Below are 20,876 nucleotides of genomic sequence, written 5' to 3'. Positions count from 1 at the left end.
CGCGGGATTCAATCACCGAATACTTGTCCACCACCTTCTCGCTGGCAGATGCCAATGCGGGCAACGCGCTCAGCGAGTTCCTGCGTGATCCCGAGACCGGGATCTTCCGGGGGCCGTATCTGAAGCTGCGCACGCCGTACCAACAAGTGGCGAAGAGTTGGAAATCGCCGCTGGAATGGATGCCGAAGGGGTTCCAACCCTTTGAGCATCAGGCGCAGGCATTCGATCGACTCTCAACACATGGGCAAGGTGCACAGCCGACGATCGTGACCACGGGAACAGGCTCAGGTAAAACTGAGTCTTTCCTGGTGCCGCTTCTTGACCACGCCCGGCGATCAGCCGCTAGGGGAGAGCAGGGGATCAAAGCGATCATCTTGTACCCGATGAACGCATTGGTCACCGACCAGGCTCGTCGTCTAGCGAACTACCTCCACGACGATCCTCAGCTCAGCGAGGTCACAGCGGGCGTCTACATCGGAGGTGAGGGACGTCGTCGAGCTCGAACCCGCAACCAGCTGGTCGACCACCGCGACGAGCTACGGAAAAACCCGCCCGACATCTTGCTCACCAACTACAAGATGCTCGATCTACTTCTGCTCCGATCAGGCGATAAGCCATTGTGGGACAACGCTGCAGCTACCCTGCAGTACCTTGTGCTCGATGAGTTTCATACATACGACGGGGCTCAGGGAACTGATGTTGCGATGCTCATCCGCAGGCTCGGCGCGCGAACCGGTGTTGCAGAGGACGGACGGCCACTGGGCCGCATCACTCCCGTCGCAACATCTGCGACACTTGGTGGAGGCACTCGCTCGGATGAACTGCGAGAGTTCGCTGAAACGATCTTCGGTACCGAGTTTGCACCAGAATCGCTGATCACCGAAACCTCATTGTCTGCTGCAGATGTTGTGCCACACGTCGATTTTGGGCTTGAGATCCCTTCGGTCGACGCGATCCTGGATGCTCCGGAGGTAGATGCCTCAGTCGCCGGATCATGGGAACCGTTGGCGCGAGCCGTGCTTCAACCCTCGTCGGAACCTGGCGCGCACGCGGCTGAGATCGACTATGCCGACCCGGTGGAAATTGGCGAAACTCTGCGGACTCATTTCTTGACTCGCGTTGTGATTGACACTCTTGGTGGTGAGCCCCTCACGCCGGCTGATGCGGTCACGAGGATCACTCAGGCCGGTGTCCTCCCTTGGGGGGTGCATAACTCGACGAAACCTCTCGAGGTGCAGCAGGCGCTGCTCAAGTTCCTTGCGTTGATGTCCGTTGCGAGAATCAAGGATGACAACGGCAACCTGCGGCCGATGATCAACGTTCAGGTTCAGCTGTGGGTGCGGGAACTTACCCGCATGCTCCGAAGCCTCAGTCGCGAAACCAGATTCGATTGGTGGCATGACGGGCTACCAACCGAAGGCACGTTTCTGCCCGCGGCACACTGCCGCGTATGCGGACACTCCGGATGGATTGCAACGACAACAGAACTCGGTGACGAGCTCGGCCATGATCCCGTCACAATCTGGCGAGACAGTGCCCGGCTGACCACCCGATTCAAAACACGTGCCCTGCTCCTCGCCGATGAAAGTGACAAAGGCGTCAGCTATCTCGACCCCGATACGCTTGAAATCGGGTCAGTCCCGAGTGCGAATGCTCTTGCGGTCCATTGCACTCCAGACGAAAAGGCGGCATTCGATCAGACATGCCCCTCGTGCGGCGCGAAGAACGCAATCCGATTCATGGGATCAAGTGTCGCCACCCTCCTGAGTGTGGGGCTCACCAGCGAGTTCGGATCCACTCTTCTAGCCGATAGCGAGAAGAAGACCCTCGTTTTCACCGATTCTGTGCAGGACGCCGCACACCGTGCGGCATTCATTGAGGGGCGCGCGTTCCAATTCAACTTTCGATCCGCTCTGCTGGGCGCGACTTACGGCGAACGGACAACTCTCAAGGAAACGTCCGATCGACTTGTCGCCGACATTCCCGTCGATCAGCTTTACTCCATCACTCCGCCAGACTTTGTACGTCGTACGGGAGTGGACGGCGCGTGGTTGGAGAACGATCCTAGAAGCCGCATGCGCGAACTGTTGGGGGTGCGGATCGCCTTCCAAGCGCAACTGGAAGCAGGATTGAATGCCCGCGTGGGTCGTACGCTCGAGCTCACTGGCGCGATGGCTGTCGATGTTGACGTTGATCTGCCGCTGTTTTCGCGGCGCGCTCACGACATTCACCAGAACCTGCCACAGCTGAGCTTGAGTCTTGGTGGGGGGCCCTCGGGTCAGCTCAGTCTCGAGGTTCCTGACCAGAGGCCACAACAGCTCGAGCTTGAATCTGAGTCCGTGAGCGGCCCGCGCTATGACATCTGGATCTTGGGGTTGTTGGAGCATCTTCGGGTGAACGGCGGTGTCTACCACCAATGGCTCACGCGCTACATCCGTGATGAAGGCAGGCGCTGGTCGATTTGGGGCGGTAGCGCTGAAGGAATGCCCAAGTTCCCGCTTGGACGACCTGCTCCCGGCTTTTTGACCACTGGTGCGGCTGGCGACACAGACTTCATGGCGGTAAATCCGCGGGGTGAGTCTTGGCTGACCGATTGGACGAGGCGGTGCCTTGGAGTGACGGCGCCTGAAGCTAGAGCGCTACTCGCAGACGTGATCGACTCTCTCGCAGGCGAAGACGGGCCACTCGAACGACGCAGTGGCGAAAAGGGATCCAAGGTTTACGGCATCACGCCGGACCGGATCATTCTGGATCCCAATGACATTGCTCGGTTGCAGTGCCCGATCTGTCATCACGTGCAGCCCAGCTCGAAGCAGCGGCAGTCACTGTGGACAGGATCTCCGTGCCCACGAATGCGGTGCCCGGGCACTCTGAGTTTGGTCGAGTTGGAGTCCGAAAACTTCTACCGGAAGATGTATCAGTCGGGACGAATCCGGCGCATTGTCAGTGCGGAGCACACCGGGCTGCTTGGCAGGGAAGAGCGAGAGGAAGTGGAGGCGCGCTTCAAGAGCGGTGGCTCGCCTGTTGACCCCAACATCCTTGCGTGTACGCCGACCCTGGAACTCGGTATCGATATCGGCGATCTGAGTACCGTCGCACTAGCCTCGCTGCCACGGTCCACCGCGAGCTACCTTCAGCGGATCGGACGTGCCGGCCGTTCGACAGGCAACGCCTTCGTTCTCGCTGCTGTGCCTAGTTCGCCGCGCGACCTCTACTACTTTGCCCAGCCAGGCCACCTGCTCGCCGGTGAGGTGCTGCCTCCTGGTGCATATCTCAATGCGACGGAGTTGCTCTATCGGCAGTTCTTCGCATTCGCGTTGGACCGCCTCGCAACTGGTGGTCTCGGCGTCGTACCTGTGATGCCACCCAAGCTCAGCGCAGCGTTGAGCGGAGGTATGGCGGATGGAGCGTGGTTGCGCGCTGTGGTCGACGCTGCGACTGCGGACGCTGACTCTCTGCGCGCAGAGTTCCTTGGACTGTTCGGTAAGAAGCTTGTGCCGGAAGCGCAGTCCTCGGTGAAGGACTTCGCTGGCGGAGGGCTCCGTGAGAGCGCGGCGCGAGTAGCACTGGCGTGGCAAACGGATTCTGACGAGATTCGGAGTCGTCTCAACGATCTCGCCAAAACTGTGGCGGAGATCGACAAGCATGGTCATCTCGACGACAAGCAAAAGGACGATCGCAAGCGATGTATGGGAGAGTCGCGAGCACTTGGCGATCAACTACGTGAGCGCGGACGTCAAGAGACGTTGACGGGTTTGAGTGGGGTCGGGCTACTGCCGAACTACAACCTGCTCGACGATTCCACCACGCTCGACGTGCACCTGTGGTGGACCGCAAACGAAGACGATTCCCCAGAGCCGCAAGCACTCGACCTCACCTACGAACGAAGCAGCAGTAGCGCCCTCACCGAGTTGGCTCCGGGCGCATACTTCTACGCCAGCGGCAAACGAGTGGAGGTCGACGCCGTCGATGTCGGGCCGCTATCGCAACCGCTGTGGGCCAACACCAGGCTGTGCCCGTCCTGTGGGTGGGGGACAACTAACGCTTCGGCGGCATTGACCGCATGTCCGCGATGCCATAGCTCAGCAGTGACCGATGCCGGTGCTGTGCACAAGGTTCTGCCATTGCAGCGGGTATCAGCGGTGCACCGGCTCGACGATGTTCTGATTGATGAGGACGCCGACGACAGAACCAAAACGTATTTCGGCCGTGTCACCGGGGTTGATATCGACCCCGTGGACATCGTCGACGCATGGAAGCTGAAAGAGACCGTTTTCGGCGCCGAGTACGCGCGGTCTGCGGTAATACGTTCGATCAATGTGGGTCTAGGTGATGTGCCTGGCAACGAGACGATCATTGCCGGAGAGACGCTCTCGGCAGCAGGATTCGCCACGTGTTCCCACTGCGGCGTCGTCGCCAAGAAGGCGACCGAAAAGGATAAGGCCCGCCACCGGGGCTACTGCGCGACCAGGCGGGGTACAGCTGAAAAATGGGAGAAGCTGCTGCTCTCTCATGAACTGAAAACGCAAGCTGTCCGGCTGTTGCTGCCGGTTTCGTTGTTGCATTTCGAGACGACAATGACATCCTTCAAGGGAGCGTTGCTGCTCGGACTGCGGCGTGATTTCGGTGGCGACCCCCAGCATCTTGCGGTTGTTGCCTCGAGCATGAGTGACGGTATGGGTTCGGTGAGGCGCTTCCTCGTCTTGCATGACACTGTCCCGGGCGGCACCGGCTACCTCGACCGCTTTGGGCAGCCTGAACGCTTGCGGCATATTCTCACCCTCGCACGGGATGTTCTTGCGGCATGCCCGTGCAGACTAGAAGGCCGTGCCGCATGCCACCGATGCTTGTACGGAGTGCTTCAGTCCCGTGAAATGCCCAATGCGTCAAGAGAATCGGCACTAGGGCTGCTCGACAACTTCCTTCAAGATTGGGACGTCGAGAAGATTCCGACCGTCAGCACAGTGGACATCACCAAAGTTCAACTCAGCGAACTGGAACTGCAGTTCCGTGAGGCGCTCAAGGAAAGGATCACGTCTCGAGAGGGATGGTCAATCGAAGCCGCTATCGGTTCAAAGGGTGAAGAGCTGGACCTGCGACTCGCGAATCCCGACGGAGAGCCCCGGCGGTGGCGTATGCGACCGTTGGTTGACGTCAGAGCAGGATCGATTGCGACGCAACCGGACTTCCTCCTGACACGAAGCGACGCGCAGGGGTGCGACGTTGCGGTGTATCTGGACGGCGCGAAATTTCATGCGAGCGTTGAGCACAACCGAACCGATGACGATGCGGTGAAGCGGGATGCACTGCGTCGCGACGGCCGGCGAGTGTGGTCGATTTCATGGGACGATGTTCAGGCCTTTATTTCGAATTCTCTGAAGGCTGCAGTGCCGGACCTTGTTCACCAACAGATACAGAATACTGCGAGTGTTGGCATCGACGATCCCCGTCTGAAACTGTTGTGGGGAAACCCGATCGACTTCATGATCGAGTACCTGGCCGACCCCGACGCTGCAGTGTGGGGTGATGGTGCGCAAGGGACCGTATTGGCCATTGTAAATCCGGGAAGACACGGGTCTGATGCCCCGATCATGGTGAAACCGGGAAGCTTTGACGCGAGCCTGAATTCATTTCTCGGTGGCACCAAGGCGGATTCAGAATCAGACGGAACCGTAATGCTGGTACCCCGTACCGGCTTGAGTGGATTGCCGCTGATCGTGGTTGCCGATCCCGCGGACCACGTTCCCACGACGGGAGTACTCAGCGTGCTGGACGACCGCCACACAGAGGTTGGTGGTCCCGAGCACGCTGCGCAATGGCGCGAATGGCTGCGATGGGCGAACGTTCTTCAGTTTCTCACGCTTCCGCGTTTTGGACATCAGATGCCGATGCGGATGGTGGAGATATGGACTCGACGTTGCGTTGATCCTTTGGCGCAGTCGCACATTCCGTTGTCAGCTCCTACACAATCCGCGACAGCCGGCAAGGTCGCCGAGTTGGCACCTGAATGGGCGGTTGTTCGGGACTACACAGATCCAGTCCTTGCGAAGCTGATCGAGATCATGGCTGCAGCCGCCATGGATGTGCCCGAAGCCGGTGCAGAAGTGGGCCCAGATCAAAGTATCTGGCAGGTTGAACTTGCGTGGCCCGCTGCAAAGGTTGCCGTCGTCGTTGATGTCGACGACGACCGTGACCAATGGCTCGCGAAGGACGGATGGACAGTACAAACCGTCGAGGACGAGAACGTTCCGGATACGCTTGCCCGCGATCTGGAGAATGCCGTGAATGGGAGCAGCAAGTGAAGACACACGTCCTGATGCATGACCTGTTTCAAGACTCCTATGACAGCCTCGACGGCAGCGTGCGCAGTCGTGTCCTCAGTTTCATGGTGAAGTTGCAGCAGGACCCGGATGCAACCGGGTTGGATTTCAAGATCCCGAAGCTCGCAAAGACCAAACACGTGCGTACCGCTCGAGTCACTGACAACTATCGTGCTGTCCTCATTGCTGCAGGGGAGGATTCGGAAACCAGCACGTTGTACCTCGTCGCAGTCAAGAAGCACGATGACGCGTACGAGTACGCCAGCAAGCTCACGCTTCAGGTCAATCCGAAGACTGGCGCGGCCGAGCTGTTCGACTCATTGGCCCTTGACGAAGCCGTGGACAAAGCGCGACAGGTTCAGCAGTCGATTGATACCGTCAAACCTTTGATGCCTGCGAAGGTCAGTCAAAAGGACCTGGAACGATTTGGCGTCGAATCCGAGATCGCCGAGCAGTTGAAGAAGGTGTCCGATGAGGACACCCTGGAATCCATTGTCACTGCACTTCCTTCGTCGCAAGGCAGTGCCGTGCTTGATTTGGTGTACGGCAAGAGTCCGGATGATGTGTGGGCAGACCTCGTGGTTGACGAGCCTGGTGAAGTCGACGTCGAGGATCTCTCCGCTGCACTGCAACGACCGCTGTCACGACTGAGCTTCACAAGCTTCGACGGTGAAAATGAAGACGAGCTTCGAGCTGTTCTTGAAGGAGACTTCGCGAAATGGCGCGTGTGGCTGCATCCACTTCAGCGCAAACTCGCGACCCACAAGGGTTGGAATGGCCCCTTCCGTGTTACGGGTGGAGCTGGCACGGGCAAGACCGTAACGGCGATTCACCGCGCGAGATTCCTTGCTCGACAGCTCGATTCGCAAGGAGCCGCGACGAAGGTTCTGTTCACTACATTCACCAAGAACCTTGCTCGGACTATTGAATCCCAGCTCAGACAGCTGGCCGGACCCAAGGTCCTGGATCGAGTTGATGTAGTCAACATTGACGCCTTGGCCCGACGGGTTGTCACCGCATCGGATGCCGGACGAATTGCAGTCGCAAACACGAAGTTTGTGTCGTCCGATAGTTCCGAGGTGAGAGAACTGTGGTCTTCCGCGGCATTGGTTGCCACGGGAACCTGGGACGCCACATTCTTGGCCGATGAATGGTCGCAGGTTGTCTTGGGCAATGCGATTGTCGATGAAGCCGGCTATCTCAGAGTGCCCCGAAGTGGTCGGAGTCAGCGTCTGAGCCGGCCTCAGCGCGCTGATGTCTGGAAGGTAATCGAGCAATTCGAAAGCTTGATGCGGTCCCAGGGTCTGATGACCTTCACTCAGCTGGCCTCTCAAGCAGCCGCAATATTGCTGTCCGACACGACGCTTCGCGACCAACTGGGGTATCGACATGTAGTGGTTGACGAGGCACAGGATCTTCATCCTGCCCATTGGAAGCTGCTGCGAGCGTTGGTGCCTGCCGATAGCGACGACATGTTCATCGTTGGTGATGCCCACCAACGCATCTACGGCCGCCCGGCGCCGCTCTCTCGCTACGGAATTGAGACGAGGGGCCGATCGCGTCGCCTCACGATCAACTACCGAACATCGAAAGAAATTCTGCAATGGTGCTTGGGCGTTGCAGACACTGAAGTCGACGACCTCGATCTGGCAGCGGACACCCTCGCGGGTGCGCGGTCAGTCTTCGGCGGGCCTGCGCCTGAGGTCCTCGTACGTAAAAACATCGCGGATGAGAACAAGGGTCTTTCTGCCCAGGTTCAGAAATGGGTCGGCGAAGGCTTGAATCTCTCCGACATCGCAGTCTTCGCATTGGACAAAGACAGCGTCAAAGACCTGGCTGAATCGCTCCAATCCTCGGGTATTCAGAGCGTCATCGTGACTGATCGTTCAGACGAGGACCAGAGTGGTGATGCGGTCCGCGTTATGACGATGCACCGTGCGAAGGGGCTGGAGTTCCGAGCAGTTGCAATGTGCAGGCTCGGCGAAGGCGAATTCCCGCCCTTCTACGTCAAGAGATTGACCGGGGTGGATCGCGTTCAGGGTGAACTGAAGCTGCGCCGGATTCTTTATGTGGCAGGCTCGCGTGCGCGGGAGCAGTTAGCACTGCTTGGCACCGAGAAGATTTCCGACTTGGTGGGAGAAACATTGTGAGTGAACTGAGTTCGGAACTAGAAGGCGTACAGACTCCAGGAACCTGGAGAGTTTCGGACGGCACGGCTGTCCCGTTCAAGGACGCCACGTCGGTGTGGGCTGCCGCTGCTTTTGACGTTCTCGTGGATGTTGCGTCGAACTATCACGCGTTCATCACCTACAAGGATCTTGCCGAGAAAGTTCAGGCGAGCACCGGGATTCGGAGCCGCTCGCAGATGCGAAACTGGATCGGTGGTGTGCTCGGTCAGGTTGTCGACCGAGCCGCCGCCGAGGGCCTACCATCGCTGACTGCATTGTGTGTCAAGCAGGATCAGAGCGTTGGTGATGGGTACCGCTACGTACTCGAAGTCGCTGGACTTGAAATTCCTGAAGACCTCGATCAACATGCAGCTGAGGCGCGGCTCCAGTGCTACAAGTACTTCGGTGCCGTTATCCCCTCAGATGGCGGCGCTCCTGCTTTACCGCCGGCGGTCATCGCCCAGAGGCGGAGAGCGAAACCTCAACCAGAACCGATTGCTGCCTTGTGTCCGACCTGCCGGGTTCAGCTGCCGCGCTCGGGTATCTGCGACGATCACTAGCGTGCTCGAATGGTTGTTGGAGTGCGTACTACTTGGATGACGTCGTTTAGAAGTTCAGAACAGCGTGGGCATCGTACGTTCGCCGTGGCGGGCCTCTTGAACTCGCGCATTCCAGCGCTTGATCAGCCACATTTCGATCAATTCGGGGCGTGTTTGGGCACTGGTTGCCCACGAACCAAGAAGTTGGTTGTAGCGGTGGTACCTACGAAGCGTGAAGCTGCTGACCGATGAATCTTCCAGCCAGCCTTCGTGAATTAGGGTCGAGACCCCGAATTGGTCGATCAACTGTGCGCGGCTACCTGCCTCTGATACCTCGGCTGCCCACATGAATGCAGCGAGGAGAGAAACTCCAACACCCGGTGTCACGGGCCACCCTGACCAGGTTCCGCGGTGGATTGCCGGCAAGGTGCGAGTTTTCAAGCAGTAATCGAGGATGGACTTGATCGCCTGCAACGGATCGTCGCCCTTTGTCGCTGGCGCGCCGAATACGTCGGGAAATCTGCGTTTGAAGCGGCGGTCCCGGTGAGCGCTTTGCCACGCCGCGCAGAGAAATAGCAGTCCGAGACCGTCGTGGGTCGCGCTGACGAGTTCGCTGCCAAGTCGAAGGTCATTTCGCTGCACGGTTGCCAGTCCCGCGGTGACGATTTTTCCATCGTCATTTCGACCGCGTAGCTGAATGTCATGCTCGGAATCACGCAGGTGGGAGTTCCACCAGTCGAGGTCGACGCTGGCTCCGTCGTCGAGGATGTGCAGATCGTAAGTTCTTGCCTGGCACCAGTGAACGCATGCCTCTGGCGGTTCGAATCCAGCGTCTTCGATCGGTATGTGGCGATCCCGGCACGTTTCGCGACCGTAGCGGTATAGCCGCGCTCGCACTTCGCTCAATTGTCCGAACGGGCGTTCGCCGTCGAAGGCTTCCGGCGTCCCGCGGAGCGACGACAAACGTCAGCGGGCGTGCATCTCCGCAATCGCAGAGATGCACGCACGCAATACTAGCCGTGGGTTATTGCTTACTTGCTGGGCGTCGAGGTGACGGCCCTGATGCTGAGCTCGCCGTCTGCGTCATCGCCGCAATCGCAGTCACAATCGTCGCCGCAGCCACCGGTGTTGCATTCGCCGGCGTAGCTGTCGTCATCCGCGTCGCAGTCGAGGGACCCTCCGAAGGATTCAGCAAAATCGTCGTCGAGTTCGTGAGTGAAGTCGTGAACCTCGTCGATCAGGTTCAGCAGATGCTGCGGAGCGAAGGGATCGGCGTCGAGCATCGTGGAGACCAGTAGGTGGTCGCCGCTGAAGGCGAAGCGCAGGCGTGGCCATTCCTGCGCGAGTTCGATCAGTCGAGTCGCAGCGTGCGAGGGATTGCCGAGGCCCGTCAGGACCGAGGACCAGACGTTGATCTGAGGGCCGTCATCCGCAACAGTTACGTAGACGACAAACCCGTGAACCGGCACGACAATGTCGCCGTCGTCATCGGTGGCAGGCTCACTGCCCAGTAGTTCGGCGAGAGTTTGAACGCACAGGCGAACCAATTCGTCGCGCTCGTCCGTCACCAAGGCAATTGCGCCGTTGATGTGGAGGGGCTGGTCGGCGGTCGTGTCTTGGTCGCTCATGGATCCTCATGTTCTGTGCCAGTCCGAGCAGGCGCTGGGCACTGTTTTCGTGCGGTAGCTGTCAGGTCTACGGTAATCGGCGCACACTATTGTCCGCGCAGTGGATGATTGAAAATGCCTGGGCAGGTCCGCGCGATCAGGACTTTAACAGCCGACCAGCGACGTGATGCGAGCCCCGACAAATCGGACAGCCTTGTGGCAGTGAGTATCTCGGCTGTCGGTAGGTAGATCTAGCCTCCATGCATGACGGGTCAGAGAGTTCGGCGAGCTTCACATCTGCGTTTGGTAGCTGCATATCAAGCGGCGCAAAGCCAGATGAAGGTCCTTACGCCGAGGCAGATGCGGAATCAGCGTCGACGGCCGGAGGTGGCGAACTTTGTCATGCGGATCGAACTCGATTGCATCACGCCGCCTATTTGGAGACGGTTTTCGGTTCCGTCGAATATCGAACTGGACCAACTTCATTCGATTGTGCAGGCGGTGATGGGGTGGGGAGATCAACACGCTCATCAGTGGGTGAGTGTCCATCATTCAACGGACAATGGCCCAGATCGGTATATCGCGCCAGATGTGATCGAGCGCGACGGATACCAGGAAGACGAGTTTGGTGAGGACGAAGTCCGGATCGACGAGGCAGTTACCGCGGTAGGGGAGTACGTCCGTTATGAGTACAACGCCCGCGCAAGGTGGAGTCACACGTTGGTTCTCGAGCAGATTGTCGAAGACCAGCCGATTCCTGAGCCATCCTGTCTCGACGGCGAGAGAGCGTGCCCGCCGGAGGATTCTGGCGGTCCGATCGGGTATCGCGAGTTCCTGAATGTGCAGGCGAGTACCGGACTGTTCGATCCCGAACGTTTTGTTCCCGCAGAGTCCAATGCAGCAGTCATCATTGCAGTGGCACTGCATAAATCGCCGCCTGTGGGAAGCTTGCTGTTCGAGAAGTTCTTGCGCCGCTTGTCTGTTCATTCCGCGCCGAAACTATTTGCCGCAGTTGCCGAAGCGGAGCTTCGTGGCGGATATGACAACTATTTCGAGGTGATGCGTGAAGGAGCAACCCGCCAACTGCTGTGGCTGCTGAACTCCGCGCGAGGTGGTGGGATTGTTTTGACGGCGTCCGGGGCACTTCCTTCGGACCATGTTGCGGCCGCCCGAGACGAACTCGATTGGGGCAGCGACTGGATCGGTGTCACGGCAGGGAGTGACTCGCAATTAGCAGTACTCGTTGAAGTCGCAAAGACACTGAGATTTGTCCGGAAACTCCGAGGCACATTGCTTCTGACTCGACTCGGCGCGTCAGTGCTTGCATATGAAGGCGAGCTGTGGCGTCACATCGTGTCGGCCATGCCGTTGGGAAAGGGTGAGTTGGCGCAGGAAGCCGGCCGAATTCTGTTCCTTACGTTGGCTGCCGGCTTGTCGGAGTCCGAACGTAGTGAAGTGATGATCGAAGGCCTCACGGCATTGGGTTGGTCGACAACAGACGGAACACGACTCGGGGACGACGATTGGACGTGGATGGTGCGAGACACTCTCGTGTACTTGCGAATGATCGGGGCGATTGTCTCCAATCCGCTGGACCAGCATGTTTCCGCCGATCCCGAGTGGGGCCGACGGTTTGCCAGGATGGTCCTGTCGATGTAGGTATGCGATCGAATCGAGCATCGATTTCAATCGATGCGGAGTTGTTATATGCGCTGGAAGCGCACGATTTTACTGCGGCGGAAACATGAATATTTTCGGGTGGGAAAATATCGGAGTTTTTGTTCGAAATTGCCATCATGCTATGGTCGATTCTCAGTTGTTGAATTGCGTGGTCGAGCCAAAAGCTTGCGCAGAAGATTTATTTTGTGGAGGTTGGGTTTCCGAAAAGACGAAGTGCGTGTTGCTAGTCAATTGAATATGTGACCGGTGTTGGTATGGCGGTCGCTCCTAGGGCGTGCAGAAACGAAGCGCAAAGATCCTGAACAGGGGTTTTGTGCTTTGCTCTGCCGATTATGTGCGAAGGATGTGGCATGTGACGGGGTCCGACATGGTCCAGTTCAGTACCTTGGTAATTGTTTCACTGCTTGTTGCTTTTTATGGTGGAACATTTCTGATTTCTCTTCGTATTGGTAAGAAACAGGAAAATGCCGACGGTTTTATGACCGCCGGAAACAAATTAGGATTTGGTGTTTCGGCCGCGAGTATGACGGCCACCTGGATTTGGGCGTCGTCGATGTACGCATCTGCCACTTCTGGCTACACCTACGGAATCTCCGGCCCCATTCACTACGGTTTGTGGGGCGCGTTGATGATTCTCTTCATTTATCCGTTCGGCCAGCGAATTCGTAAAGTGGCACCGAAAGCCCACACGCTGGCTGAGGTCATGTACGCGCGGCACGGACGCTCGAGTCAGCTGATGCTCGCGGGTTCCAATATCGTCGGCAGTCTCATCAGTTTGATGTCGAACTTCCTCGCTGGTGGTCTGCTGATCGCGTTACTTTCGCCGTTCAACTTCATCCAGGGTGTGTTCATCGTTGCGCTGGGCGTTTTGCTGTACACACTGTGGTCGGGCTTCCGCGCTTCGGTGTTGACCGACTTCGTTCAGCTGATCGGAATGCTCGGTGCGGTAGCGGTTTTGGTGCCGTTCATCTTCTTTGCGGCAGGGTTCCCGGCAGCCTTCGAATCCGGGGCAGGCAACCTCACTGCTGAGCAGGGCAACTTCTTCTCGAGCGTTGCCTTCTTCGAGCAGGGCGCGCCGTACATCGCAGCAGTTCTTGCCTACGCAATCGGCAACCAGACCATTGCCCAACGTCTGTTCGCGGTCCGCGAAGACCTGATCAAGCCCACCTTCATCACCGCAACCGTCGGATACGGCGCAACGGTCATTGGTGTCGGAATGCTGGGTGTTCTCGCTCTATACCTCGGAATCGAGCCGATGGATGGTGACGTCAACAATCTGATTCCGCAGATGGCCGCGTCGTACCTGCCCGGAATTTTGCTGGCTGTCTTCTTTGTCATGATCATCGGCGCGCTGTCATCGACGGCGGACTCGGACCTTGCTGCGCTCTCGTCCATCGTGATGACCGACGTTTACGGCCAAGCCGTCGCAGGCAAGGCCAATGCGAACCCTCGACGGATGCTGCTCATCGGCCGAGTAACGATGATAGTTGCCACGGCGGCGGCTATCTCCTTGGCAAGTCTGCAACTGAGCATTCTTGATCTGTTGGTGTTCGTCGGCGCGCTGTGGGGCGCGCTGGTGTTCCCGGTTATCGCGAGCTTCTATTGGGGAAAGGTCACCAACAAGGCCTTCACTGTGTCGGTTCTGGTGGCGCTTGCCGCCTTCTTGCCCGTCCGATTCAGTTGGGTGCCGATGGATGGGATGTTCGGGATCTTCTCCGACATCGTTGCCGTTGTCGGTATCGGAGTGGTGCTGGGGCTCATGGCATTTGGATTCTTCGGCCTGAAGGTTGCGCAGATCGTCGGTGGCCTGGCGATCGTGCTGTCCGCGCCGTTCGCAATCGGCTTCCTGCACGACTACCCAACGCTCAGCGGTTCTTTGGTGGCCTATGCCGTCAGTACCGTCGTGTGCTTTGCGATGTCCGTCAATCAGCGTGAGACGTTCGATTTCGAACTGATCAAGCAGCGGACGGGAGACTTCGACGATGACGAGCTTCCTGCCGTGGGAGCGTCCGGAAAGTAACCGTCGAGACAAGTGGAAGGGCTACGAATGAGTACAGCTCTACTGACCATTTATGTTCTGATCTGGCCGGCGTTGGTCTTGGTCGTGCTGGGAGTCATCAGCAAGGGATTCTTCAAGGATTGGGCAACTGCTCGCCGCAACGGTGAGGATCTGGTCTAACTTTTCACGCCGCCACCGACGGACTTCTTGTCGGTGGCGGCGGTCATATTGCAATCGGGACTGGGGGCAGCGTTATAGTTGCCCAGTGCAACACGACGGAGCAATGGCGCTCACCGGTCCACCAGCGGTTCATGACGAGCTGGTGCACCTGACGCGGCAGTTGATGACGGGGGATCGGCATTCCGATGACCACCCGTCGATCGCCCAGCATTCGTTCCTCTCCTTCATCGGCCGCAATGACGGATGCAAGGCCACGGAGATCTCCGAAGTCTTCGGCGTCAACCGCTCGACCATCTCGCGCCAAGTGCGCGGGTGCATCGAGGCTGGCTGGGTGTATGCCGATCCGGGATCCGTTCGTCAGGGCAATCCGCTGCACCTCACGGAGGCTGGCCGCAAATACCTCGACGCCGCCGACGCGCGTCGGCTCGACCAAGTCGCCGGCAGGCTGCACGATTGGACCGAGTCCGAGGTCGCAGACTTCGCCCGCGCACTCCACCGCTTCAGAATCAGCATCGAATCGCAGACCAACGGAGATGACACCCTGTGAGTGAGTACAGCGCCAAAGCCCAGTTCACCATCTCCGACAATGAGTCCGTGGTGCACACCGTCTTCACTCACGCCGAGCGCACGCCCGAACTGACGGTGTTCTCCCGCCCCAAGGGCGAGGGTTGGGTAGATGTAACGGCTAAAGAGTTCGCCGAGCAGGTCACCGGCGTCGCAAACGGTCTCATTGCAGCCGGGGTGCAGGCAGGCGACCGCGTCGCACTCCTCTCCGCGACCCGATACGAGTGGACGCTCTTCGACTTCGCCATCTGGGCTGCCGGCGCCGCTACCGTTCCGATCTACGACTCGTCGTCTCAGGGGCAGGTCAGCTGGATCCTCGAAGACTCCGAGGCCGTCATCGCGATCGTCGAAACCGGCGCGCACGAGCAGCTGTTCCAGGACGCGCCAAGCTCTCTCAAGGCCGTCATGCAGATCGACGACGGAGCAGTCGAAAAGCTGACCGCACAGGGCGCCGACGTTGACGATACCGAGTTGAAGAAGCGACTCGCGGGCATCAAGGCCGACGATCTGGCGTCACTCGTCTACACCTCCGGCACCACAGGCCGTCCCAAGGGATGCATCCTCACGCATCGTAACTTCCTGTCCGAGGTGCGCGGGATTCTCACGGCATCGATCGGCAAGGTGGCGGTTCCGGGAAACCGAGTCCTGACCTTCCTCCCGCTCGCGCACGTACTGGCCCGCGCGGTGTCCCTTGCGACGTTCGAAGCTGGTGCGTCGCAGGCGCACTGGTCCGACTTTGCCACCATCACAACCCAATTCGAGCGTTATAAGCCCAACACCATCCTCGGTGTTCCGCGTGTCTTCGAAAAAGTTCGTGACGGCGCAGCACGCAAGGCGGAGTCCGGTGGAAAGATTCCCGGCGCGATCTTCGCCTTCGCAGAAGCCACTGCAAAGGAGTACAGCCAGGCTCTCGACAAGGGCGGTCCCTCGCTGATCCTGAAGGTGAAGCACGCAGTGGCAGACAAGCTCGTGTACTCGAAACTTCGCGCGGCTCTCGGCGGCGAGTGCTGGTTCGCGATCTCCGGCGGCGGCGCCCTCACTCCTGAACTGGGGCACTTCTTCCGTGGGCTCGGAGTTCCGATCTACGAAGGCTATGGCCTCACCGAAACCACAGCAGCGCACTGCGTCAACGTCCCGGGTGCTCAGAAGATCGGAACCGTCGGACAGCCGATGGGCGGCAACGGGGTTCGCATCGCCGAGGATGGCGAGATCGAACTCAACGGTGGAGTCGTCTTCAAGGGATACTGGAAGAACGACAAGGCCACCGAAGAGACATTCGTCAACGGCTGGATGCGAACCGGTGATCTCGGTGAACTCGACAGCGAAGGTTACCTTTCCATCACCGGACGCAAGAAGGATCTTCTGGTGACGGCGGGCGGCAAGAACGTCTCGCCCGGCCCGATGGAAGACCGTATCCGTTCGCATTCCATCGTCTCGCAGGCAGTCGTCGTCGGCGACGGGAAGACCTACATCACGGCGTTGCTGACCGTCGACCCCGAGGTGTTCGAGAAGTGGAAGGCGGAGAACGGCAAGCCTTCTGGTGCCACCGTCGCCGAACTACGTGACGACAAGGACCTTCGAGCGGAGCTGCAGAAGGCCGTCGACGACGCCAATGCCGCTGTCTCACATGCAGAGTCGATCAAGAAGTTCGTCATTCTCGATCGCGATCTGACCGAGGAAGACGGTGAGATGACAGCGACGCTCAAGATCAAGCGCAATGTCGTCGTCGATCGGTTCTCGAAAGAGATCGAAGGAATGTACGCGAAGAGCTAGGCGCGTTTGGGGAACTGCTCGCGGTAAGCCATCACGTCGTCGAGGCGGAACCTGCGGTGGGTGCCGCGTAGTTCGATCGGGAGTTTCCCGGCGTCGGCGAGTTTGCGCACATACGTGTCCGAAACGCCGAGGATCTCTGCTGCCTGCGAGGTGGTGAGGAGCTCTGCGACTGGCCCGAGGGCGACGCTGTCCCCGGCAGCGAGGTAGGTCAGGAGCTGCACGACGGCGTCGCCGACCGACGGTGGAATCTCGATCCGGACGCCGTCGAACACCAGCGTGGTCGTGTCCGCCGAGGTTGCGGCTCTCTGGGTCAGGGCCGTTTTGATTCGCTCGGCAGCATCGCCGTCGACTGCGGAAACGATGTGGTCGATGCTCACGCGGTATATCTCCGATCGAAGGCAGTGTTTCGCAAGCATAGACAGCGACAGTGTCCGTCGGCACGCTGGCTAGCGCCGTGTGCGTTGCATTACATGAGTGCCGTGAGTGGAAAACTATTTACCCACGTAGATCGGAATTCGAAGGTTTTGGCGCCCAAAGATATTCGACTCGACGCATATGTAACTCACCAAATTTGGTGTACCCGCAAGTAACATCCTGAGCGTGGCTAGACGATCGGTAACGGTGAGATTCGACGTAGAGGAACTGAGGGCCCTAGAGACCCTCCAAGAGCTCACGGGCGCGGACATTTCCAGCGTCATTCGTGAAGCTGTGATCGAGCATGCTCGTCGATGTGTTGCACAGGGAAAGCCCCGCGACATCGCCGAGCGACGCAAATCGCTGACCTTGCAGGAAGCCTTCGCCAAGTACTCCGCGTTGTGCACCGACGAGGAGCGGGAAGCGTCGTAGCGACCGGTTGAGTTCACAGTGATTCTGACTGTGGCGCTGGGTAGTTCGTTCGAGGAATATTGCGGCAACAGAAGTGTTGCGTAGACCTCTGACAGGAGCTGGCCAGTGACGGACGTCCTCGAACTCTCCACCGATGTATTGGTGATCGGTGGTGGCCCCGCCGGCGCGTGGGCAGCGTTGCGCGCGGCCAAGGCCGGTGCAGACGTCGTCCTGGTCGACAAGGGCTACTGCGGAACGAGCGGCGCAACGGCCCCCTCCGGAACGGGTGTTTGGTACGTCGAACCGGATACGACTGCCCGTGAGCGGGCAAAGGCCGGTCGTGAGGCGCTCGGCGGATATCTTGCCGACCACCATTGGATGGACCGCGTCCTCGAGCAGACATACTCCAACATGGATCTCCTCGCGGTGGAGGGCAGATATCCGTTCCCCGTCGACTCCAGCACGGGCAAGCAGATCCGCACCGGCTTGCAGGGGCCTGAGTACATGCGACGGATGCGCACCTGGATTCGTCGAACCGGTGTGCGGATCCTCGATCATTCGCCGGCGCTGGAGTTGTTGGTGGACGACGCCGGGCGAGTTCGCGGAGCGGCGGGCTACCAACGCCACGAGCAACAGGATTACCGAGTCTCGGCAGGCGCGGTAGTGGTCGCCAGTGGAGGTTGTGCGTTTCTGTCCGGTGCGTTGGGTACCAACGTCGATACCGGTGACGGTGCATTGATGGCAGCCGAAGTCGGAGCGGAGTTCTCTGGGATGGAGTTCTCCAACGCGTACGGAATCGCAGCGGCCGGATCGACGATCACCAAGACGGCTTACTACGCGTACGCGACGTTCTTTCACGCAGACGGAAGCGTGCTCGAAGGTGCCGGTTCGGCGAAGGGGAGGTCCGTCATCGCCAGCACGTTGCGGAACGAGCCGGTCTTCGCGCAGATCGATCGGGCCGACGCTGAGGTGCAGCGTCGAATGAGGCTGGGGCAACCCAACTTCTTCCTGCAATTCGATCGCCGCGGAATCGATCCCTTCACCGATAAATTCGAGGTCGGCATGCTCGCTGAAGGCACGGTGCGCGGCACTGGGGGAATCAACGTCGTCGATGACGATTGCGCGTCATCCGTTCCAGGACTGTTTGCCGCCGGGGACGCTGCGACCCGCGAGCGAATCTGCGGAGGGTTTACCGGCGGGGGAAGTCACAACGCCGCGTGGGCGATGTCTTCTGGTTCGTGGGCGGGAAGCGGTGCTGCGCGCTATGCGCTGTCGGTCGGACGTGGGTCTACCAGTGGTCTTCGCGGAGCCGGAACCGTCGGATTGCGTAATCCGGTACGAACCGGGTTTGCTGCCGACGATGTGGTGAAAGCTGCTCAGGCGCAGCTGATTCCCTTCGACAAGAACTACCTCCGCAGCGGTGATCGAGTATCCGCAGCGCTCGGTGAGCTCGAATCGCTGTGGGGTGCAGTGAGTGCGGATCTGGGCGCGGATCCAGCAGGTCGGATGGCGGCGCGGCAGGCTGCCGCGATCACGGCCGTCGGTCGCTGGATGTACCACTCGACGTTGGCGCGGACCGAGACTCGGGGAATGAGCAAGCGTGACGATTATCCCGAACTCGATGGAACGCAGCATCATCACGTTCTCACCGGAGGTTTGGATTCGGTGTGGACCCGAACGTCGGAACCTGTCGGGTCTGCATTGGTGGCGTCATGATCGAGCTGGTGTCCGCGCCTGACTGCATCGGTTGCGACAAGTGCGTAGACGTTTGTCCTACAGATGTTTTCGACCGGACGCCCTCGGGCGTCCCGGTGATTGCGCGCCAATCGGATTGCCAGACCTGCTTCATGTGTGAGGCATATTGCCCGACGGATGCGCTGTATGTGCATCCGCAATCCACACCATTGGAAACGGCCGATGTGATCGAGGACGATCACATCGGCCGCTACCGAGAGAAGATCGGATGGGGCAAAGGGCGGGCACCTGGGTCCCTGACTGCGGTGGGCCCGGAGGTGCCCCGTCCGGTTACGACCTGACGAGAATCTTGACTGCAGTGTCGTTGTGCTCGATCAGAGTGGTGAATCCTTCGGAGATCAATTCTTCGAGCTGAATACGACCGGTGATGAATGGCGCCAGATCGACGACACCGTCCTGGACCATCTTGATGACCGCTTCATGGTCGCGTACGTACGCGATGGTTCCGCGTAGGTCGATTTCCTTGAGGACCAGCTTCTGCATGTCAATGGTCGCGGGCTTGCCCCAAATCGACACGTTGACAACAACTCCAGCAGGCCGGACCGTGTCGAGCATGGTGTCGAGGACCGCGTTGACGCCTGCGCACTCGAAGCCGATGTCTGCGCCGATGCCTCCGCTGAGTTCGAGGACGCGCGCTTTGACGTCTTCGGTGGTGGGATCGATGACGTAGTCGGCCACGCCACTGGAGAGCGCCTTGGCCTTGCGGGCTTCGCTGAGTTCGGTGACGATCGTCGTGACACCCAGACCCTTGAGAACTGCCGCAACGAGGAGTCCGATCGGTCCGGCTCCGCCCACGATGGCGACGTTGCCGCTTTCGGCTCCACTGCGCACGACTGCGTGATGGGCGACGCTCAACGGTTCGATGAGGGCTGCCTCGTCGAGCGGGATGTTGCCGATCTTATGGATCCAGCGACGGTCGACGACGACCTTCTCGCTGAGCCCGCCACCGCCGCCGGCCAAGCCGATGAACCCCATCTTCGTACACAGGTGGTAGTTGCCCGCCTTGCACGGGGCGCACTCGTTGCAGACGAAGTACGGCTCGACGACAACATTTTCACCGACCTCGACGTCCGTGACACCTTCGCCGACCTCTTCGACGGTGCCGGAGAACTCGTGGCCCATCGTGACCGGCGCATTCTCGTGTGAGAGTGGATGCGGGTGGCCCGGTGCGGAGATGAAGATCGGTCCCTCGAGGTACTCGTGGAGATCGGTGCCGCAGATTCCGCACCATGCGACCTTCAGCTTGACTGTTCCTGGCCGCAATTCGGGCTCAGGGATCTCTTCGATCCGGATGTCTTTCTGCCCGTGGAACCGTGCTGCCTTCATTGATCCGCACCTCACTTCGTTGTGAATCCCCTGGTAGATCGACGCTAGGCCGATTATCGGCGTGGGTGAAGGGTTGCAACGGAATGCAATGTCGTGGAACCGATCGGTGCTGGGGAGCGTCCAATACGGTGAGCGGGCCG

General features: G+C 59.4%; 15 protein-coding genes. 11 read left to right on the top strand and 4 right to left on the bottom strand.

Annotation, left to right across the window (positions count from 1 at the left end; translation table 11 throughout):
* Positions 1-23: 23 nt before the first annotated feature.
* From ACBG85_RS19125 to ACBG85_RS19115, 3 genes are read left to right on the top strand one after another with little or no spacing between them, the layout of a single operon-like run.
* Positions 24-6,302: a DEAD/DEAH box helicase gene (locus ACBG85_RS19125; protein ID WP_372024375.1), complete on the top strand. Its 6,279-nt coding sequence runs from the start codon at positions 24-26 to the stop codon at positions 6,300-6,302.
* Positions 6,299-8,470 carry a UvrD-helicase domain-containing protein gene (locus ACBG85_RS19120; protein ID WP_283569163.1) on the top strand — a complete coding sequence of 724 codons (2,172 nt, stop codon included), beginning with the start codon at positions 6,299-6,301 and terminating at the stop codon, positions 8,468-8,470. Before ACBG85_RS19125 ends, ACBG85_RS19120 begins: the two co-directional genes overlap by 4 nt.
* Positions 8,467-9,048, top strand: coding sequence for a hypothetical protein (locus tag ACBG85_RS19115; RefSeq protein WP_283569164.1), 582 nt, complete (start codon positions 8,467-8,469; stop codon positions 9,046-9,048). The genes ACBG85_RS19120 and ACBG85_RS19115 overlap by 4 nt, the downstream gene beginning before the upstream one ends.
* Positions 9,049-9,102: 54 nt before the next feature.
* On the opposite strand, the gene ACBG85_RS19110 is transcribed toward ACBG85_RS19115, so the two are convergent.
* A complete protein-coding gene (locus tag ACBG85_RS19110; RefSeq protein WP_283569173.1) occupies positions 9,103-9,873 on the bottom strand; it encodes a hypothetical protein in 771 nt (256 codons plus the stop codon).
* A 185-nt stretch (positions 9,874-10,058) separates the two neighbouring features.
* Complete coding sequence (locus ACBG85_RS19105; protein WP_283569165.1) at positions 10,059-10,655, bottom strand: hypothetical protein; 597 nt, start codon at positions 10,653-10,655, stop codon at positions 10,059-10,061.
* 339 nt (positions 10,656-10,994) lie between these two features.
* Between ACBG85_RS19105 and ACBG85_RS19100 the strand changes: the two genes are divergently transcribed.
* The 5 genes from ACBG85_RS19100 (at position 10,995) to ACBG85_RS19080 (ending at position 16,830) form a co-directional block, all read left to right on the top strand.
* On the top strand, positions 10,995-12,293 hold the full coding sequence (locus ACBG85_RS19100; RefSeq protein WP_372027881.1) for a plasmid pRiA4b ORF-3 family protein: 1,299 nt from the start codon (positions 10,995-10,997) through the stop codon (positions 12,291-12,293).
* Positions 12,294-12,681: 388 nt separating this feature from the next.
* A complete protein-coding gene (locus tag ACBG85_RS19095) occupies positions 12,682-14,334 on the top strand; it encodes a sodium:solute symporter family protein (protein ID WP_172436616.1) in 1,653 nt (550 codons plus the stop codon).
* Positions 14,335-14,361: 27 nt separating this feature from the next.
* A complete protein-coding gene (locus ACBG85_RS19090) occupies positions 14,362-14,493 on the top strand; it encodes a putative transporter small subunit (protein ID WP_003941363.1) in 132 nt (43 codons plus the stop codon).
* A 103-nt stretch (positions 14,494-14,596) separates the two neighbouring features.
* Positions 14,597-15,040 carry a MarR family winged helix-turn-helix transcriptional regulator gene (locus ACBG85_RS19085; RefSeq protein WP_007726042.1) on the top strand — a complete coding sequence of 148 codons (444 nt, stop codon included), beginning with the start codon at positions 14,597-14,599 and terminating at the stop codon, positions 15,038-15,040.
* Positions 15,037-16,830 carry a long-chain fatty acid--CoA ligase gene (locus tag ACBG85_RS19080; protein WP_030536812.1) on the top strand — a complete coding sequence of 598 codons (1,794 nt, stop codon included), beginning with the start codon at positions 15,037-15,039 and terminating at the stop codon, positions 16,828-16,830. The genes ACBG85_RS19085 and ACBG85_RS19080 overlap by 4 nt, the downstream gene beginning before the upstream one ends.
* On the opposite strand, the gene ACBG85_RS19075 is transcribed toward ACBG85_RS19080, so the two are convergent.
* Positions 16,827-17,207, bottom strand: coding sequence for a helix-turn-helix domain-containing protein (locus tag ACBG85_RS19075; RefSeq protein ID WP_030536813.1), 381 nt, complete (start codon positions 17,205-17,207; stop codon positions 16,827-16,829). The two genes, ACBG85_RS19080 and ACBG85_RS19075, sit on opposite strands and share 4 nt — an antisense overlap.
* Before the next feature lie 223 nt (positions 17,208-17,430).
* On the opposite strand from ACBG85_RS19075, the gene ACBG85_RS19070 reads away from it, so the two are divergent.
* The 3 genes from ACBG85_RS19070 to ACBG85_RS19060 all read left to right on the top strand — a co-directional run bounded on the left by ACBG85_RS19070 (position 17,431) and on the right by ACBG85_RS19060 (position 19,691).
* The gene (locus ACBG85_RS19070) at positions 17,431-17,676 is read left to right on the top strand and encodes a hypothetical protein (protein WP_020908376.1); all 246 of its coding nucleotides are present in this window, start codon (positions 17,431-17,433) and stop codon (positions 17,674-17,676) included.
* A gap of 105 nt (positions 17,677-17,781) precedes the next feature.
* Positions 17,782-19,371, top strand: coding sequence for an FAD-dependent oxidoreductase (locus ACBG85_RS19065; RefSeq protein WP_007726050.1), 1,590 nt, complete (start codon positions 17,782-17,784; stop codon positions 19,369-19,371).
* Positions 19,368-19,691 carry a ferredoxin family protein gene (locus tag ACBG85_RS19060; RefSeq protein ID WP_007726052.1) on the top strand — a complete coding sequence of 108 codons (324 nt, stop codon included), beginning with the start codon at positions 19,368-19,370 and terminating at the stop codon, positions 19,689-19,691. Before ACBG85_RS19065 ends, ACBG85_RS19060 begins: the two co-directional genes overlap by 4 nt.
* On the opposite strand, the gene ACBG85_RS19055 is transcribed toward ACBG85_RS19060, so the two are convergent.
* Entirely contained in the window at positions 19,681-20,736 is a 1,056-nt protein-coding gene (locus tag ACBG85_RS19055; protein ID WP_003941279.1) for a 2,3-butanediol dehydrogenase, read from the bottom strand. The genes ACBG85_RS19060 and ACBG85_RS19055 overlap by 11 nt on opposite strands.
* Positions 20,737-20,876 lie beyond the last annotated feature (140 nt).

This window comes from Rhodococcus sp. NyZ502 (assembly GCF_041464245.1).
Lineage (GTDB): Bacteria > Actinomycetota > Actinomycetes > Mycobacteriales > Mycobacteriaceae > Rhodococcus_F > Rhodococcus_F qingshengii.
Note: the sequence above shows the minus strand (reverse complement) of the source record. Positions and strands in the feature narration are given on the sequence as shown.